The organism is Mesorhizobium sp. NPDC059025 (genome assembly GCF_042739655.1).
In the GTDB taxonomy this organism is placed as follows: domain Bacteria; phylum Pseudomonadota; class Alphaproteobacteria; order Rhizobiales; family Rhizobiaceae; genus Mesorhizobium.
This window is the reverse complement of record NZ_JBHYIM010000001.1, coordinates 1-18,837: the sequence shown is the minus strand read 5'-3', so window position 1 is coordinate 18,837 and position 18,837 is coordinate 1. Positions and strand designations below refer to the sequence as shown.

General features: G+C 62.9%; 14 protein-coding genes. 7 read left to right on the top strand and 7 right to left on the bottom strand.

Annotated elements, in window-relative coordinates; translation table 11 throughout:
- Positions 1-9: 9 nt before the first annotated feature.
- The 6 genes from ACFWYE_RS00070 to ACFWYE_RS00045 all read right to left on the bottom strand — a co-directional run bounded on the left by ACFWYE_RS00070 (position 10) and on the right by ACFWYE_RS00045 (position 8,289).
- Complete coding sequence (locus tag ACFWYE_RS00070) at positions 10-918, bottom strand: GntR family transcriptional regulator (RefSeq protein WP_379069134.1); 909 nt, start codon at positions 916-918, stop codon at positions 10-12.
- Positions 919-1,381: 463 nt separating this feature from the next.
- Positions 1,382-3,358, bottom strand: a complete 1,977-nt coding sequence (gene fhuB / locus ACFWYE_RS00065) for a Fe(3+)-hydroxamate ABC transporter permease FhuB (RefSeq protein ID WP_379108845.1) — start codon at positions 3,356-3,358, stop codon at positions 1,382-1,384.
- Positions 3,351-4,268, bottom strand: coding sequence for an ABC transporter substrate-binding protein (locus tag ACFWYE_RS00060; RefSeq protein WP_379108844.1), 918 nt, complete (start codon positions 4,266-4,268; stop codon positions 3,351-3,353). The genes fhuB and ACFWYE_RS00060 overlap by 8 nt, the downstream gene beginning before the upstream one ends.
- A complete protein-coding gene (locus tag ACFWYE_RS00055; protein WP_379108842.1) occupies positions 4,258-5,055 on the bottom strand; it encodes an ATP-binding cassette domain-containing protein in 798 nt (265 codons plus the stop codon). Before ACFWYE_RS00055 ends, ACFWYE_RS00060 begins: the two co-directional genes overlap by 11 nt.
- Positions 5,056-5,094: 39 nt before the next feature.
- Entirely contained in the window at positions 5,095-7,272 is a 2,178-nt protein-coding gene (locus ACFWYE_RS00050; protein ID WP_379108841.1) for a TonB-dependent siderophore receptor, read from the bottom strand.
- A 159-nt stretch (positions 7,273-7,431) separates the two neighbouring features.
- On the bottom strand, positions 7,432-8,289 hold the full coding sequence (locus tag ACFWYE_RS00045) for a helix-turn-helix domain-containing protein (protein WP_379108839.1): 858 nt from the start codon (positions 8,287-8,289) through the stop codon (positions 7,432-7,434).
- Between the two features lie 203 nt (positions 8,290-8,492).
- Here ACFWYE_RS00045 and ACFWYE_RS00040 point away from each other — a divergent pair, with 203 nt between their 5' ends.
- From ACFWYE_RS00040 to ACFWYE_RS00015, 6 genes are all read left to right on the top strand, one after another.
- Positions 8,493-9,446 carry a helix-turn-helix domain-containing protein gene (locus ACFWYE_RS00040; RefSeq protein ID WP_379069117.1) on the top strand — a complete coding sequence of 318 codons (954 nt, stop codon included), beginning with the start codon at positions 8,493-8,495 and terminating at the stop codon, positions 9,444-9,446.
- Between the two features lie 220 nt (positions 9,447-9,666).
- Complete coding sequence (locus tag ACFWYE_RS00035) at positions 9,667-10,938, top strand: ABC transporter substrate-binding protein (RefSeq protein WP_379108838.1); 1,272 nt, start codon at positions 9,667-9,669, stop codon at positions 10,936-10,938.
- Between the two features lie 86 nt (positions 10,939-11,024).
- Positions 11,025-11,888, top strand: coding sequence for a carbohydrate ABC transporter permease (locus ACFWYE_RS00030; protein ID WP_379069114.1), 864 nt, complete (start codon positions 11,025-11,027; stop codon positions 11,886-11,888).
- Positions 11,885-12,694, top strand: a complete 810-nt coding sequence (locus ACFWYE_RS00025; protein ID WP_379069111.1) for a carbohydrate ABC transporter permease — start codon at positions 11,885-11,887, stop codon at positions 12,692-12,694. The genes ACFWYE_RS00030 and ACFWYE_RS00025 overlap by 4 nt, the downstream gene beginning before the upstream one ends.
- A 15-nt stretch (positions 12,695-12,709) precedes the next feature.
- The gene (locus ACFWYE_RS00020) at positions 12,710-13,756 is read left to right on the top strand and encodes an NAD(P)-dependent alcohol dehydrogenase (RefSeq protein WP_379108836.1); all 1,047 of its coding nucleotides are present in this window, start codon (positions 12,710-12,712) and stop codon (positions 13,754-13,756) included.
- Positions 13,757-13,758: 2 nt separating this feature from the next.
- Positions 13,759-14,844: an ABC transporter ATP-binding protein gene (locus ACFWYE_RS00015; RefSeq protein ID WP_379108835.1), complete on the top strand. Its 1,086-nt coding sequence runs from the start codon at positions 13,759-13,761 to the stop codon at positions 14,842-14,844.
- A 178-nt stretch (positions 14,845-15,022) separates the two neighbouring features.
- On the opposite strand, the gene ACFWYE_RS00010 is transcribed toward ACFWYE_RS00015, so the two are convergent.
- Complete coding sequence (locus ACFWYE_RS00010; protein WP_379108834.1) at positions 15,023-15,811, bottom strand: DeoR/GlpR family DNA-binding transcription regulator; 789 nt, start codon at positions 15,809-15,811, stop codon at positions 15,023-15,025.
- A 174-nt stretch (positions 15,812-15,985) separates the two neighbouring features.
- Here ACFWYE_RS00010 and ACFWYE_RS00005 point away from each other — a divergent pair.
- Positions 15,986-18,837, top strand: a 2,852-nt coding sequence (locus tag ACFWYE_RS00005; RefSeq protein WP_379108832.1) for an autotransporter-associated beta strand repeat-containing protein, incomplete at its 3' end; no start/stop codon positions are given.

Here is an 18,837-nt window from a genome sequence, read left to right as displayed (position 1 = left end):
GCGTCCCCTTCAACCGTCTTCGCCGCCGATGCGAACGCGGCCGGAGCGCACGGATTCGAGGTCTTCCTCGAGATGGACGAAGGTCTCCTCGCGCGAGGTCTGCAGATGCATACGCATCAGCGCTGCAGCGACCTGATATTCGGCGGCCCGCAACGCCGCCATGATTCCGCGGTGCTCGACCATCGACTGACGGATGCGTTCGGCCCGGCCGAAACCGAGATATTCGTTGACCCGGCGGATGTTGTTCTGCCGGGCGATCGCCGCGACAAGGCTGGCGGAGCCGGTGCCCTGGGCAACCATCAGGTGAAACTTGGCATCGAGTTCGAACAGGCGCCGGCTGTCCATGGTCTCCATGGCCTCGATGGCCCGCACATGTTCGGCGTCGAGCGCCTGGAGTGCGGCTTCGTCGACCTGATAGCGGTCGGACAAGATTGCGGCCGGCTCGATGATCTGGCGCAGACGATAACCGTCTTCCAGCGCGGCCGCCCCGACATCGGCAAAAATCCAGCCGCGCCCGGGAGAAGGTTCGGCCAGTTGGTCCCGCATCAGGCGACGCAAGGTGGACGTCAGGGCACCCTGCGTCGCGCCGTAGCGCCCGAGAAGCGCGCGCTCGCTGATCACACCATCCAGCAGGCCCAGCGCCATGTCGCGCATCACCTTTTCATCGAGCGACAGCGCACCGGCCTGCTCGGCATCGCGCTGGACCGCCTCGACCAGCCTGAAGCCGCGGTTCGGCTCGTAGCTGACGATGCCTTCGCGCTGCAACTGCATCAATGCCTGGCGTACGGGCGTGCGCGAGACGCCCAGCGCCGAGGCGATCTCCGCCTCGTTGATGCGCTCGCCAACCTGGATACCGGTGAAGAACTCAGCCTGAAGCTGGTTGCGGATGCGTTCCTGAAGCGGAGAGACTGCGGTCATCCATCGACGCTAGCATTGTGTTTTGCGCACGTATAGTACGCATGGTGCGACTATCGCCGCGCGAATCGAAAGGCCACGCTCCGATGGTTTTAATTTGTTGCGCCTGATGTGGACGAGAACTGGATAAATTTTCCTGCGAAGGAAGGCGCTTTGTTATCAGAAAGGCGACCATTTGCCCGTAAACTGATACACAAACAGAAATATTTTGGTACAGATCGTTTCGACAACTTACTTAAGGAATCGTGGTAAATTCAAAATTTACTTCACACGATCAATAATCGACGCTCCAGCATAGCCTATATCTGTTTACCAACACAAAAAAATTCCAAACACCCAGTACCCCTTTCCGCCAAAGCACGTATGTTCGCCGTGCTTCGACGCTCAAGGTGCACATCGACGGGGAAGCAGCCCGCCTGGTGGCATGTCGCCTACAAAAGTGCCAGGCGGGCACCAATCTCCAGGGTCAGCCGCGCCGCGGGACGCCTCTGCCCAGCAGGACGGTCAGATACACCCCACCCAGCAGCGAGGCGAACAGGCCGACGGGGAGCTGGTAGGGGAAGAAGAGCATCCGCGACAGCCAGTCCGACAGCATCATCAACAGCGCGCCGAGGATGACGGCGCCGGCCAGTTGCGGGCGGGGTCGATCCAGGCCGATCATGCGGGCCAGGTGCGGCGCGATCAGGCCGACGAAGCTGAGCGGACCGACGAACTGGGCAGCGACGGCACTGGCGAAGGCAGCGAGCAGGATCAGCGTGTTGCGCGCCAGGCGAACCGAGAGCCCGAGAGCAAGCGCGGTATTGGGCCCGAAGGGCAGGATCGCCAGCCAGCGGGCAGCGAGCAGCAGCGGGGTTGTGATCAGGACAAGACCGAAGACGGCGATCGACGCCTCCACCCCGGTCGCCTGGATGGTGGAGCCGGTCAACCATCCGAGCAGCCTGTAGGACTGCGCGTTGCCGAGAGCGATGACGGCGGCAAGCACGGCGCTGCACAGCGCATTCATGGCGATGCCGGCGAACAGGAGCCGTTCGGGGCCGAGATTGCCGCGCGCGGCGATGACCAGGATCATCGCGAGCGCCAGGAGTGCCCCGGCAGTTGAGCCCGCCAGTTGCCAGCCGAGCCCCGCGCTTGCCATGAACAGCAGGACAGCCGCCAGCCCGGCACCGGCGCCGGCGCCGATGCCCAGCACCTCAGGGCTCGCCAGCGGGTTGGAAGTCACGCGCTGGATGACGACGCCTGCGGCGGCGAGCATGCCGCCGCAGGCCGCTGCGACGACGACGCGCGGCAGTCGCCACGCCACCAGATCGGCCAGCAGGTCACCGCCGGCGAGCGACCATCCGTGCGGTCCCTGGCCGAGCAGCAGCGCAACGGCCAGCGCGATGACGCCAGCCATGCCAAGCATGGCGACGCGGAACCAGGGGCGGACAGCACGGCGTGCCGTGTGCGCGGGCCGATCGAGCGCAGGCCATTCGAAAAGGCGCAGGCGTGGCAACAACCAGAGCAGCAGCGGCCCGCCCAGCAAGGCGGTCGCGGCACCTGTCGGCACCCTTTCGCCGCCGGCCCCGGCAGCGAGTTGCACCAGGCCGTCCGTCAGCCAAAGCAGCGCGGCGCCGATCAGCGGAGCGGCGATCAGCTTCTGCTTCAGCGAACGGGCGCCGGACAGGGTGGCCAGCACCGGTGCGGCGAGACCGACGAAGCCGATGATGCCGACTTCCGCCACGACGGTTGTCGCCAGCCAGACCGCCAGCGCGATCAGCAGGAAGCGGCTGCCATTCAACGACAGACCAAGGCCCCTCGCCGCGACATCATCGAGGCCGAGAATGGCAAGTGGCCGCATGAGCAGAACGGCCGCGGCAAGGCCGACGGCAAGCCGCCAGCCGATGGCGATGGCGGGATCCCAGCCCTGCTGGACGAGCGAGCCGCCGCCCCAGATGAACAGCGAAAACAGATAGTCGCCATTGGCCAGGATCAGCGCGGCACCGGCGGCATTGGCAGTCAGTGCCACCATCATGCCGGCCAGCACGACCGAGACAGGTTCAAGCCCGCGCCGCCAGGTCAGGGCAAGGATCAGCGCTACGGCGAGCGTACCACCGGCAAAGGCCACCCCGGCGGACGAATGCTCGATCAGGGCGGGAGCGTAGAGCGTTGCCAGCGCCAGGGCCAGTTGCGCACCGGCCGAGATGCCCAGCGTCGAAGGCTCGGCCAGCGGATTGCGCAATATGCGCTGCAGCAGCAGGCCTGAAAGCCCGAGCGCCGCGCCGGCAAGCAAAGCAACCGCAGCCCGTGGCAGCAGGCTGTAGAACAGGATGACGCGATCGAGATCCACAGCCTGCCCCGAGTGCAGCCCGGACCACTGCGCCGCGACCTTCCGGCCGAAGAGCGCGCAGGCGAAAAGCCCGAGCCCGCCCCACAGCAGGATCGGTATTGGCACGCGGCTAGCCATGATCCGGCCCCCGTGCCGTGGCATCGGCCAGCAGACGCGCGAAGCGCCGCGCCGATGGCAGGCCGCCAAAATGGTTGACCGGATCGAGCACCGCGACACGCCCTTCGCGGACAGCTGGCAGGGCGTTCCACAGCGCATTGTCGGGCAGACCGCGGCTGACCTCCGCCGGCAGAGGCGCAAGGACGATGATCGAGGCTTCCGGGACGCGGGCAAGCGCCTCGATGCCGACCGGCGCCGCCGCGCTGTAACTGGTGTCATCCTTCCAGGCGTTGCCGATGCCCAGCCGCGCCAGTACGTCGCCCGGCATGGAGTCCGCACCGAAGGCGCGGAAATGGCGGGCATCACCGAGGCTGATCAGAAAGGCGGGACGTGACGCGAAAGACCGCAGGACCAGGCGCCGCCTCTCCAGTTCCGTGGTCGTCTCGGCGACATAGCGCTCGGCCTGGGGCCTGAGCCCGACGCGTTCGCCGAGTGCCAGTGTCGATAACTGCGCCAGCGGGTAAGGCGGCTTGCCGGCTTCATAGATCGGCAACGCCAGCACCGGAGCGATGCGCTCCAGCGAGGGGCGCTGATATTCATAGAAGCCGGATATCAGGATCAGGTCGGGGGCGATTGCGCGCAGCAGCTCGTAGTTCGGTGAACCCCTCAGGCCGAGATCGACGACGCCTGCCGGCACCGCCGGTTCCACGGCGATGCGGGCAAACTGCTTCAGCTCCGTCGCGGCGGCCGGCACGGCACCGATCGCCAGCGCCGTTTCAAGCAGCCCCCAGTCGATGACGGCGATGCGCGGCTGTGCCGCGGATGCCGGTTGCGGCAACAGGGCCGAGGTGGCCAGGGCCAGGAAAGCTCGCCTGTCGAGACAGGGCAAAGCTGACACGCCTGCCGATTGGCCATCGCGTCTAGAGGACATAGCTGATCGGCGCACCGGTTTGCGGATGCCTGGTTATGCCCATCGCCAAACCATAGATGCTGTCCAGCATCGCGGGCTCCAGGATCAGCTCGGGCGTGCCGCGTGCGACGATCCGGCCTTCGCGCAGTGCGATCAGCTCGTCGCAGAACGATGCCGCCATGTTGATGTCGTGCAACACTGCAACCACGGCGAGACCCTGCCTGCGGCTGAGTTCGCGCACCAGCGCCAGGATCTCAACCTGATGCGCGAGGTCGAGCGCCGAGGTCGGCTCGTCGAGCAGAAGGCAGCGTGTGTCCTGCGCCAGCATCATGGCGAGCCAGGCGCGCTGCCTCTCTCCACCCGACAGGCTGTCGACCATGCGTTCGGCAAGGGCGGTGAGCGACGTCTGCGCCAGGGCGCGGGTGACCTTGTCCTCGTCATCGGCGCCGAAACGACCCAGTGCACCATGCCATGGAAAGCGGCCGAGGCTGGCCAGTTCACGCACATTCATGCCTTCCGCCGGCGGCGTGAACTGCGGCATGTAGGCGACGCAGCGGGCGAAATCGCGGGTGCCGTAGGTTTCCAGCGGCCTGCCTGAAAGCCGGATCGAGCCTGCGGCCGGATCCTGCTGGCGCGCCAGAAGTTTCAGCAGCGTGCTCTTGCCCGACCCGTTCGGTCCGACCAGGCCGTAGAAACGCCCGGGCTGAAGCGTCATGCTGAGCGGGGACAGGATGGTGCGTCCGCCGGCAGCAAAGGAGACGCCGTCGACATCGTAGAGATGCAGGTCGGCATTGTTTGCTGCATCCATGACGTCATTCCCCATAACGGCGGCAGTCGCCTCCGGCGACTACCAGCTTGTATGCGCCTTCAGCTTGAAGGCGCGGCCCTCGCCGTAGCTGCAGACCAGGGCGCCCTGGCAGCTCGACACGTAGGCCTTGTCGAACACATTGGTCACATTGAGGTCTATACCCCAATTGTCCTTCTCATAGCCGAGCTTCAGATCGACCAGGGTCGCGGCCGGAACCTTCAGCGTGTTCTGGCTGTCGGCCCAGGACGAGCCGACATAACGCAGGCCGCCGCCGACGGAAATGCCGTCATACCAGCCGCCGCGGAAAGTGTAGTCGGCCTTGGCCGAGGCCATCACCTCCGGCACGATGAAAGGCCGCTTGCCGATGATGGTCGGATCCTCGTCCTTGGTGACCTCGATGTTGTAAGCGGTCAGCGCCGCGGTGACCTTAAGATCCTCGGTGACATTGACCTTGCCTTCCAGTTCGACGCCACGCGAGCGCACTTCGCCGGTTTGGACATAGGTGAAAGGCGTCAGGTTGGACTGCACGTTGCGCCGGGTCAGGTCGAACACCGACAGCGTGAACAGGCCGTCGACGAAGGTCGGCGCGTATTTGATGCCGGCTTCGTACTGGATGCCATCTTCCGGCTCGAACAGCTTGCCCGAGGCATTGGTACCGATGAGCGGATTGAAGAAGGTAGCCACGCTGGCATAGGGCGTCAGCCCGTTGTCGAATTTATAGGCGAGACCGGCGCGCCCCGAGAAAGAGCCGTCGCTGCGTTTCTGGGTGGCGTCCAGCGTCGGCGCATAGAAGTTCGGCCGGTCATGCACACTCAGCCAGCCGCGGTCGTAACGGCCGTTTAGGGTGGCGATCCAGCCGCCGCCGAAGCGCAGCTGGTCCTGCACATAGAGGCCCAGCTGCTGCTGGCTTAGATCCTGATTGAGATAGCTGACCCTTGGCGTCAGCCCGACGCCGTAGACCGGATTGAAGGCGTCGATGGGCGGCGTCGTGCCGAACAGCGCCGACGATTGCACCTGGTCGATGTTATAGAATTTGTAGTCGATGCCCGCCAGCAGCCGATGTTCGATAGCGCCGGTATCGAACATGCCCTCGACCTGGTTGTCGAGCAGGAATGAAGTGACATCCGAGTCATGACCGAAATTGATGCGGTCGAGCGTGGTCGGCCCCGCCCATCCATTCGGATAGATGCTGACCTCCTTGACGTTTGCCGCGTTGAAGCGGGCGTTGGAGCGGATCGTCCAGTCGCTGTCGAAGGTATGCTCGAACTCGTAGCCCAGCGCGCCCTGCCGGCGCTGGTAGGTATCGACATCCGGCTCGGTGTAGTTGGCGTCGCGCGGGATGCGGCCATAATTGATCCCGCCGACGATGCGGTCGACGACGGTACCCTGATAGGGCAGGAAGGAGCCGCCATTGTGGGTCTCGTCGATATGGCTGTAGTTGGCCAGGATGGTCAGGCTGGTCTGCTCGTCCGGCTTCCATGTCAGGCTCGGCGAGATGAAGCCGCGCCAGCCGTCCTGGAGATCGGAATAGGTATTGCCGCCGGCAATCTTGCCGAGCACCCGGTAGCTCAGCACATTGTTGGCTGAAATGCCGCCGAGATCGACACCGAGATAGGCGTTGCCGGCATCGTTGATGCCTGTCTCGACATAACGCCGTGTCTCGAAATCGGGACGCTTGCTGACATAGTTGATGACGCCGCCTGGATTCGAGCCGCCGTAGAGCACGGAGGCCGGCCCCTTCAGAACCTCAATGCGCTCGAGGCTGAACGGATCGACATAGAACCCGCCGAAGGCATGGCTGAACAGCTGCAGGCCATCCATGTAGGTTCCGGTCGCCGTGGCCTGGAAGCCGCGGATGAACATCCAGTTGGTGTCGCTGTCCGGCCCGAAGGGCTGCGCGAACACGCCTGCGGTGTAACGCAGCGCCTCGTCGGCCTTCTGCGCGCCCTGCTCGTCGATCTCCTCCCGGCCGATTACGGATACCGACTGCGGGATTTCCTTGATATCGGTGGCAGTCTTTGATCCGGTCGTGGTGGCCTTGGCGACGACGCCCTTGACCTTGCCGACGGCAGCCGAACGGCCCCCTGTCTGTTCGCCGCCCTCGCCCTGGAGCACGATCTTTTCCAGCTGGGTGGATTGCTGGGCAAGAACCGGCCCCAACGAGGCGACAACCGCCAAACCCGAAGCGCCGAGCAATGTAAGTTGAATACGTGCCATGCAGACTCCCACGCCACCTCGCCTTTCGCACTGGAAAGGGCTTTCAATTCGGTTGAGCTATTAAGTTGAGTTAATAACTCATCTTATCTTGCGGTGGCTTGGACCTTCTTGCGGTGAATTGTCGATTCCTGACTGAAAAACAGGCGGCCTGAACAGCGGTCACTGGTGCGCGGCATTGCGGCGCCATTCGGCTGGCGTCAGACCCACCACCGCCTTGAATACGCGCGTGAAATGGGCCTGGTCGGAAAAACCCGCCGCCAGCGCCACCTCGCTCAAGGTCAGCGATTCGCGACGCAGTTTTTCCTGAACCTTGCGGATACGCGCCTTCATCTGCCAGCGATGCGGCGGCAGCCCGGTCGAGGCCTTGAAAGCGTGACTCAGATGCGTTTCCGACAGTTGCACCAGATCGGCCAGCTCGCTGAGCCGGATCGGCCTGAAGCAGTTGTTTTCGATGAACTCGGTGACCAGCCGCAGCTGGCTGCGCGACAGGCCGGACCTGCGCTGCCCCTCCTCGCCCCGGATGTCGAAAAGCAGTGCCAGCAGCGCATTGATCAGGCCGGCACCGAACAGGCCGTGCATCGCGACCGGGTTGGTGCATTCGTCGGCGATGGCCCGGGCCAGCGGCCCCATCCGCGGATCACTGAACTGGAAACGCGGCGTCGACAGGCGCGCCTGGTCGACGGTCCGGCCGAAACGCCGCGTCACGGCGGCTTCCGAAAAATGCAGATCGAGATGCTTGATCCGCCTCAGCCGCTCGCCACGGCCACTCATCGGCATGCCGGCCGGCACGTAGCTCATGGTTTCGGCGGCGTCATGACGACCGGCCGTTCCCGCGCCCGGATGATCGAACACGAAGACGCCTCCGGGGTTCAGATCAAGCATGACGAACAGGCGCGGATCGGGAGAGACATAGTCGCCCTGTGCGTCCTGCGCGCACTGGGCGCGCCAGACATCGGCCACCACGTCGTCCCAGGCGCGCCATTTCAGATTGTCGACCACGGCAAAACCGTGGACCATGGCGTGCATTTTCGGGCGGAAGTTCAAACCTGCCCCCATCCTTCGGCATCAGGGATGAGATTGTCGAAGATTCATGAGTACATTACTCATATTTTAACAGCAAGCGTTGATTGAATTTGCGCGACGCCCGTCTGGCTGCCCTTTCCCGGCAATCGCGGGTGCGGGCTGGACAAGGGCCGCACAAAACGACGACAGTCCTTTTCGTGTTCAAAGGACGCATCACCGAACCACAAGCAGCAGCCAACCACGAGAACCGGGAACTGACGATGCGACTGGCCGGCCAGGCCTCTTTCGAATACGTGCTCACAAGCGCCGACGAAACCTTCCTCTGGCGCAAGGATGACTATCCCTGGGTGCGGAATGTCTGGAACTTCCATCCCGAGATCGAGATCCATCTGATCACCAACGCGTCGGGCCTGCTGCTGGTCGGTGATCACATCGGCGAATTCGGCCCAGGCGAACTGACCGTCGTCGGCAGCAATCTTCCACACGACTGGGTCACGCAGGTGCAGCCGGGCGAGCTCATCGAAGGCCGGGATATCGTCATCCAGTTCCACCCGGACAAGCTGCGCGACGCAGCCACCCTGCTGCCGGAACTGGGAAACTGCGCGGAATTCCTGAAAAGAGCGGAGCGCGGTCTCAGCTTCCATTCCGGCACCCGTGAGCGCGCCACCAGGATGATCCATGACATGGAACCATTGTCGGGCATCGCCAAGCTTTCCGCATTCCTCGGCCTGCTCGACGTGCTGCAACGGTCGCACGAATACCATGTCCTGTCGTCACAGACGTTCTCGCCCGACCTCGAATACGGTTCGGCCGACACGCTGCAGCGGGTGTTCTCCCACATCCTGGCCAATATCGGCCACGAAATCCGCCTGCCCGACATGGCCGCGCTGGCCGGAATGAGCGAGAGCTCCTTTTCCCGCTTCTTCAAGAGAAACAGCGGCCACACCTTCACCGATCACATCAACAAGCTGCGCATCTGGAAAGCCACCCAGCTGCTGGCGCAGTCGGACATGCCCGTCACCGAGATCTGCTTCGAGGTCGGTTACCTGAACATCTCGAACTTCAATCGGACGTTCTTGCGCCAGCATCACATGACGCCTTCCCAGTACCGCAAGATGGCTTCGCATCGCCTTTCGAAGCGCGACGTGTAACCGGGCGCAAACGGACTTTTGATCCATTGTGCAACGCAAAAACGCTGCAAACGTGCGGCCATCTTGCATGAAAGTACAGGAATCATGCAGCAGGAGCGCTAGAGCCCCGGCCAGCAACTGCTAGCATGCATATCGGCGTCACACCCGAATTCGGGGGACGCCAAGTGGAGATGCCATCGAGGGCGGCATCATCCAAATACAATCTGCCTGGGAGGAAAATATGGCTTCGAGAAAGCTCGCTTCGAGCATCGCATACGCTTGTCTTTTTCTGACAGCGACTTCAACTGTGGTCGCCGCGCAGGAGAAATCCTGCGAAAAGCCCATCAAGGTACTGGCGCAGCCACGCGACGGTCTGACCCTTCTTGAAAAATACGAAGACGAATTCAAGAACCTCAGCGGCACCACGTTCCAGATCGACTATCTCAACGAGAACGACCGCCGGGCAAAGTCGCGCGCCGATGCATCCACCGTCGGCAACTACAATGTCTATTACGTCGATGAAGCCAACGTGGCGCTGTTCTCATCATCCGGCTGGATCGTGCCCCTTACGGACTACTATCCCGCGGACTACGACTATGCCGATTTCGATCCCGGCCGGCAGAAGGTCGCGACCGTTGCCGACAAGATCTGGTTCGCTCCCCTCACCGGCGGCGGCGACCTGATGGTCTATCGCAAGGACCTGCTCGAAGCAGCCGGCGTGCAGCCTCCGAAGACACTCGACGAACTCCTGGCCGCGGTCGAGAAACTCAATGATCCCGACAAGGGTGTCTACGGCATCGCCTTGCGCGGGGCACGCGGCTCGGGCGCCAATGTCTGGCGCTGGATGCCGTATTTCAAGGCATATGGCGGCGCCTGGTTCGACGGCGACAAACCGGTGTTCGATTCCGAGGCGGCGCTGAAGGCCACCGACACCTACCTCAAACTGTTCAAATATTCGCCTCCGGGCACCCAGACCGGCAGCTGGGACGAGTCCACCGGTGCCTTCCTGGCCGGCCAGGTGGCGCTGCTGGTCGAATCCACCCCGCTGGCTGGCATGGCTACCGATCCGAAATACTCGCAGGTGATCGGCAAGGTCGGTTTCCTGCCGCCACCATCGCCGCTGCCCGGCGGCGGTTATGGCCACGGCCTCGCCATCGCGGCCAAGGCCAACGCGGACGAGGCTTCCAAGCGGTGCGCCGGACTGTTCATCGCCTGGGCAACGTCCAAGGAGAACGAGAAACGCCGGCTCGACGAGCATCAGTTCGGCGAGCTCAACCGCACCAGCATCCTCTCCAGCAAGGAGTTCGCCGACATCTATGGCGCCGATCTCGGCAAGGCGATGGCTGACACAGGAAAGGTGACTGCCGTCAACTTCTGGCAGGATCGCCGCTGGCCGGATCTCGGTGATCGCTGGGGCATCCTGCTGGAGGAACTGGTCAACGGCACCCGCACCGACGTCAAGGGCAGCCTCGATGAACTCAAGGCATATGCGGACGAGCTGATCAAGAAATAGCTCGCTCGCGCTTGCGGTGCGGCCCTGGCAACCTCCCCCGCCGGGGGCCGCACCGTGACCTGATCCGATTATCCTGAGGTCGAGTGATGCTGAAGCGATCGTCGCTACCCACCGCATTCCTGGCACCCACCATGGTGATACTGCTCATCCTGGCGATGGTACCGACCGTCTACGCCATCCTGATTTCCCTGCAGAACCGGGAGCTCAGTTCGACGACGCACAGCTTCGTCTGGTTCGCCAACTTCACGGCGCTGTTTTCAGACGCGCGGTTCCTGAATTCGCTGTGGGTCTCGTTCAAGTGGGAAGTCGTCACCGTGGTGGCCACAATGGTCGTGGCCATCGGGCTTGGCGTGCTGATGTTCGAGAACACATCGGCGCGCACCCGCAACCTGCTATGCATCCTGTTCATCGTTCCCGTGCTGCTGCCCAGGGTATCGGCGGCGTTCGTCTGGAAATTCGCCTTCCACCCGCTGTATGGCATCGCCACCTATCCCTATCGCGCGCTGACAGGCCGGATCTTCGATCCGCTCTCGGATGCTTCGACGGCGCTGTTTGCCGTGGCTGCCGTCGATGTCTGGCAATGGGGGCTGTTCTTCTCGGTCATCGTGCTCAAACTGCTCGAGACCCTGCCTCCCCAACCGCTGGAAGCGGCCCGCCTCGACTATGCGCGACCGTGGCAGATCCAGGCCTATGTCGCGCTGCCTATGCTCAAGGCACCGCTGATCAGCCTGATGTTCGTCAAGATGATCGAGTCGCTGCGCTCATTCGACCTCATCTATGTGATGACGCGTGGCGGCCCCGGCGTGGCAACCGAAACACTGGATATGTACGCGTTTTCCCAGGGCTTCATCGAGGCCGGCAAGGTGTCCTACGCCTCATCGATGGCGGTGATCATGATGATCGTCACAAGCGTCACCTTCACGGTGCTGTGGAAGCGGGTGCAACGATGAGCCCTGCACGCCTGCTTGCACGGCTGGTGCTGGCGTTCACGGCATTCCTGGCCGTGTTTCCGCTGATATGGACCGGGCTCAACGCGCTCAAGAACAATGTCGACATCATCACCAGGGTGCCGAAACTCCTGTTCACGCCAACCCTGGACAATGTCGCCTACATCCTGGAACGCAACAGCGTGCTGGCCGGGCTGACGAACTCGATCATCGTCTGCGGGAGCGCGGTCGTCGTCGGCCTCGTGCTCGGGTTGCCGGCGGCCTATGCCGTCGCACGCTATCCCAACCGATGGTCGGCCGATATCCAGTTCTTCGTGCTGTCACTGCGCTTCCTGCCGCCGGTGGCAGTGGCGATCCCGCTCATGGTCATCTGGCTGCAGCTCGGCCTCTACGATACGCTGCTTGCGCTGACCATCACCTACTCGCTGCTTACCATTTCAGTCACGATGTGGCTGGCGATCCCGGCATTCCAGCGCATTCCGCCGGAGATCGAGGAGGCGGCTTTCGTCGATGGCTACGGGCCTTATGCGGTGTTCTTCCGCGTGTCGCTGCCGGTGGCCTCCCGCGCGCTGGTCGGCGCGATCGCCTTCAGCTTCGTGCTGGTCTGGAACGAGTTCCTGATCGCGCTGATGCTCTCCAGCGGCAATGCCAAGACCTTGCCGATCGTCGCCTCGGAACTTTCCCAGCAGGGCATGAACGTGCCCTGGGGCATCCTCAATGCGTCCGTCGTGCTGCTTTCCCTGCCCCCGCTGCTGTTCCTAGGCGTGCTCAGCGGGTTCCTGAACTCCGCGTTCCGCAAGAAATCCTGATCTGAAAGCTCTGCCATGAAAGCCCTCGTCCTGGAAAAGATGAACCAGCTCGCACTCCGTGAGATCGACGTGCCTGAGAAACTCGGTCCGCAGGACGTGCGGATCGCAATCCACACCGTCGGCGTCTGCGGCTCGGACGTACACTATTACACCCACGGCCGGATCGGAGACTATGTCGTCCACGGCCCCATGGTGCTCGGCCATGAAGCCGCCGGTGTCGTCCTCGAGATCGGAGCCGAAGTGGCCAACCTGAAAGTCGGGGACCGGGTCTGCATGGAGCCCGGCGTGCCCAATCTATCATCACGGGCAAGCAAGCTCGGCATCTACAACGTCGATCCCGACGTCACGTTCTGGGCAACGCCTCCCATTCACGGCGTGTTGCGACCGCAGGTCGTCCATCCGGCCGCCTTCACCTACAGACTGCCCGACCGGGTCTCGTTCGCGGAAGGCGCCATGGTCGAGCCGTTCGCCATCGGCATGCAGGCGGCATCGCGGGCCCGTATCGTTCCCGGCGACATAGCCGCGGTGATCGGTTGCGGCCCGATCGGCATCATGGTGGCGCTGGCGGCCCTGGCCGGCGGTTGCAGCAAGGTCTACATCAGCGACTTCAGTGCACCGAAACTGGAGATCGCCGGACGCTACCCCGGTATCGTTCCTGTCGACCTGAACCACGCAACGCTCGCCGACGTCGTTTCGGCCGAGACGGATGGATGGGGCGTCGACATCGTCTTCGAGGCAAGCGGCAACCCCAAGGCCTTCAGCGACATTTTCCGGCCGGTGCGGCCCGGGGGCACGATCGTCCTGGTGGGGCTTCCCGTCGATCCCGTCGCGGTCGACGTGCCGGCGGCGATTTCCAAGGAAGTTCGGATCGAGACCGTGTTCCGCTACGCAAACATTTTCGAACGAGCCTTGCAGCTCATCGCCTCCGGCAAGGTCGACCTGAAACCGCTGATAACCGACACGTTCGATTTCGGGCGAAGCATCCTCGCATTCGAACGGGCTGCCCGCGGCCTGCCCGGCGACGTCAAACTGCAGATCCGCATGAACGAAGAGAGGACCTAGCGATGTCGGCCATCGTCTGCTCCCACATTGCCAAGGCATACGGCTCAACCTCCGTCATCCGGGACTTCAACCTGGAGATCAACGACCACGAATTCGTCGTGTTCCTCGGGCCGTCGGGCTGCGGAAAATCGACCCTGCTGCGCATACTCGCCGGGCTGGAGCAGATCAGCGGCGGCGAGCTCTGCATCGACGGGCGCGTCGTCAACGAGGTGGAGCCGCGCGAGCGCGGCATCGCCATGGTCTTCCAGAATTATGCGCTCTACCCGCACATGACCATCTTCGACAACATCGCGTTCGGACTGAGGCGACTGAAGGTGCCCTTCAACGAGATCGAGCAGCGCGTGCGATCTGTCTCGGCGACGCTGGGCCTCGACCCCTACCTGGATCGCAAGCCCTCCGAACTGTCGGGCGGACAGCAGCAGCGCGTGGCGATAGCCAGGGCGATGATCAAGACCCCTAAGGTGTTCCTGTTCGACGAGCCGCTGTCCAATCTGGATGCCAAGCTGCGCAACCACATGCGCGTGGAAATCGCAAAGCTGCACCAGAGCCTGAAGACGACCACGGTGTATGTGACGCATGACCAGCTGGAAGCCATGACCCTGGCGGACCGCATCGTGCTGATGCGGTCGGGGCAGATCGAGCAGGTGGCGAGCCCGGAAGAGATCTACGAACGCCCGAGAACACAGTTCGTCGCCGGTTTCATCGGCACGCCGGCCATGAACTTCCTGGATGTCACGGCACGGAAAAGCAACAACGGCTGGCGACTGGAAGCTGCAAAGCAGAGCTTCCTGATTTCGGGTCATGCATTCAGGCCACAGGACGGTATGCGGGCCGTGCTTGGGATCCGCCCCGCTGATTTCTCGCTCGGCGGCGGGAAGAATGCCGCGATCGCGCTTTCCGGCAGGGTCGCGCTTGCCGAGTTTCATGGCAATGAGGCGTTGATTTCAGTGCCGTTCGGCTCCGGCGAAGTGACCGCGATCGTTCCGTCAGCGGCGCGTATCTGTGTCGGTGACGAAGTCATCCTGACCGCGACGGAAGAGCGCCTGCATCTTTTTGACCAGGGGAGCGGCGAGACCCTGCGCGCCTAGCCGACGATACGAATCGCGCGGCGCACATCGTGTTGCGGATGCACTTTTGCGCACGACAGCAACCATGAGTTTGGCCAGTGCCGGCCGCTGCTTCCCGCCGGCAATGCCGTTTGACGCCTGCCGTGGTGGGGCATCACGAAAGGTTCGATACTCGACAGGCACTGGCCAAAGCCCAGCTTCAGGTATGAACTTCGACCCCGCTGGCGCGCACCTTGCCGAGCAGTGGGGTCTGCGGCAGGGAGTCGGTGACCAGGATATCGACATCCCGCAACGAACCGAGCCTGACCAGCGCGCGCCTGCCGAACTTGCTCGAGTCGACAGCCAGGATCTTGCGCCCGGATTGCGCCAGTGCCGCGGAAACAACCGCTACCTCGGCGTGGTCGTCGTCGCAGATATCGCCGTCGTCATCGATGCCGCTGACCGAAATGATGGCCAGGTCGAACTTGAAGCGGCGAACATAGTCGGCCGTGTCCTCCTGGAACACGCCACCGTCGACAGGGCGGACGAACCCGCCGGGCACGGCGATGGAGAAACTGGAATTTTCGCTCAAGATGGTCGCGACGCGCAGGCTGTAGGTGACGACCCGCAAATCGCGCCGCGACATCAGGGCCTGCGCCACCGCTTCGCAGGTCGTTCCGGTATCGATGAAAACGGCTGCCCCATCGGGAACAAGGTCGGCGACGATCGCTGCCACCTTGGCCTTCTGCGCGGCGTTTTCAGTCCGCCTTTGCCGCAGCGCTATGGGGTCGATCGCCGTTATGGTGGCAGCGCCGCCATGCAGCCGCCTGACTCGCCCCATCTGCTCCAGCGCCATGACATCGCGCCGGGCGGTCTGTGTCGTCACGGAAAACAGCCGCGTGATCTCGTCGATCGAAATGTAGTGGTTCTGCTGGATATAGCGCAGAAGGAATGCCTGCCGGCTTTCCTTCTTGCCGCTTCCCTCACCCGCTGCGGTTTCAACGCTCATCCGAATCTCGTGCCCCACTCCCCGGCCCGTGTTGTGAGCCTCGATTGGAGACAACTCAAGACATCCAAAATCGGAATGTTGTCAAACCCACACGACTGATGTGTAATGTTGTCAAACTGACATATCCGGAGACTAATGTTGGAAAAGTAACATTTTAGACAGAGGGGATCGTCCATGCGTAGCAACACACGTGCAGGCAACAGAAACGCGATATCACGCCTCGGCCTTGCGGCCAGCGTCGTCACCCTGGCCACCGCGGCAACGTGGTCGCCTGCATTGGCCCAAGCCAACAACCACTCCGTCAAGTTCATGGCGTTCAACATCTGGAATGTCGGACAAAACTCCAAGATGTGGGATCCGATCCAGAAAGCGGCGGGCAAGTTCGTCTTCGCCGATGCCATGAAAGAGCTGATCCGGACCGTCGCTCCGGACGTGTTCGTCCTTCCCGAACTGAACAACAACAACAAGGTTGCCAACGGCCAGAACCTCGTCGATGCCTTTTCGCAGAACACGATCGACGCGATGAACCTCGTGCCGCGTAAGCAGCCCGGTTTCCTCCCTGCTCAAAAGAACCCCGACGAAGGCGGCAAAGGCAATGGCAGCATCTTCTCCACTGTCCCCTTCGCCAATCTGCCTGGCGATGTCGTGCGCATCAGCCCAGGCAACGGCTTTCCCGACACCGTCGTCAACAGCGTTCACATGAACTACTATGACGAGCCCACCAATCGCCTGAAACAGGCAAAGGAACTCAACACCGCCGCTGCCGGAACCGCGATCCCGACCGTGATCCTCGGCGATTTCAACGCCGGCGACGTCTCCGAGCGCGGTCTGCACCGCGCCGAACAGCAGGCGACGCTGTTTGCGCGCACAGTGGTCGACCCCAGTGCGAGCGCACTTTGGAAAACCCTTGCCCAGCAATATGTGCCGCAAGGCCAGAAGACGGCATTCACCAACTATTTCAATGACATGCGGACCGTCGAGGGCAACGGCCAGGCAAAGTACCGCAATGTGATCACCAGCTACTTCAACAGTCATCGATCGGAGTTCCCCGGCATCACCAGCATCTCGCAGATGAGCTGGCGGCAGTGGGAAGAAATCGTCGCCAAGGACATGGCATCGAAGGGGCTGAACTTCGCCGATGAAACCTATCCGGTTGCCGCCAACCTGCCGGTGACGATGAATGTGCTGAAGAAGCAATATCAGCTCTTCCAGCTGGAGCGGAACCGGGAGCAGTTCCAGCCGAGCCGCGTCGGAGACGGGCGCGCGACCTGGACGAGCGACGGCGAGGACAAGACCAACACCTGGGAAAGCTGGGATCGCGTCACCATCGACCACGTGATGATGTCGCGTCCCTTCGCCAAATGGACCGAGATCGCCGACACCGGCGAATATTCGGGCAATCTGGCCAAGAAGGCGCAACTGCCGAACGGCAATTCGTTTTCGGACCATGAGCCGGTCGCGCAGGAACTGCGCTGGGTCGGGCCGCAACTTCAGAGCTATGACGAAGGCGGCACGGCCAAGACCCGGCTTGTATGGGGCTCCGAGGCCTACAACTTCGAGGGGCGCAACAAGGAATTCTACCTAACGCGGAACAACAACCGCAACGACATCTATCTCGGCCAGATCGCCGACGCCGACGGCAATCCGATCCTTACCGGTCTGACGCTCGCCGAGAAGAAGACGCTGCTCGACTGCGGTAGCAAGGATGCCCGCTTCAGCCAGGCGATCAAGGAATACTGCATCGACGATCATTCCTTCATCGGCGAAACGCTGGTGACCGACGGCGGAACCGTCATCGTCGATGAGGACGCCGCCCTCGGCGGCTCGGCGGCCAGGCTTCGGCTGGCCAATGGCGGCCTGCGGATAGCCGGCCAGGCGATGAACGACCTCAATCGTTCCGTCGTACTTGAACAGAACGGCTGGATAGACATTGCCGATGCCGGCAATGCCGTCGCCGTCGACCAGGCAATATCGGGACAAGGCAGCCTGACCAAGCGGGGCGCCGGAACGCTCGTGCTCGCCAGCACCAACAGCTACACAGGCGGAACAGTTGTCGAAGGCGGCGTCCTCAAGGCAGGAACCGCAGGTGCCTTCGTCGGTGGCACCGGCTACACCGTCAATGCAGGCAGGCTGGATCTCAACGATTTCAATCTGTCGATGTCATCATTGTCCGGCCGCGGCGGCATACTGGATCTTGGCAGCGCCTCGCTCAGCGTCAATCAGGCCAGCAACAGCTCCTTCGCTGGGACCATCGAAGGCACCGGCGGCCTGGTCAAGACGGGTAAAGGGATCCTGATCCTGAACGGCCAGAACACCTATGCCGGCCCGACACTGGTCAATGGCGGCGGCCTGGTTGTCGGCGACGACGGCCACGCAAACGCGCGTCTGACGGGAAGTGTCTTTGTCGCTGCAAACGCCACTCTTGCCGGCAAAGGCACCGTCGGCGATCTCGTGGTGGCCAACGGGGCCTCAGTCTCTCCCGGCAACTCGATCGGCACGCTTTCCGTGACCGGCAATCTCACCCTCGCCGGCGGCTCGACCTATGAGCTGGAGATCGATCCTTCGGGAGCATCCGACCGGTTAGCCGCGAGCGGAACCGCCTCGATCGCGGGCGCGGCCGTGAACCTGACCAAGGCGCCGGGCAATTATGAACCCGGCCACCGCTACACCATCCTGACCGCGGATGGCGGTGTCATCGGCTCGTTCGCCTCGCTGGCCCAGAACATGCCCTTCATCGACCTTGGGCTGGCCTACGATCCGAAGAATGTCTATCTGGACATTGCCCGCAACGCGGTGGCGTTTCCGACCGTCGGCACGACAATCAACCAGCAGGCCGCGGCCGCGGCGATCCAGGCACTGGGCGGCGGCAACCCGGTCTATGATGCGGTCGTCTGGCAAACCAGTACGCAGGAGGCACGCGCCGCCTTCGAGCAGCTGTCTGGTGAGGTGCATGCCTCCGGTACGACCGCGCTGATCAATTCGTCGCAATATGTGCGCAACGCAGCCAACGATCGTGTCCGTGCCGC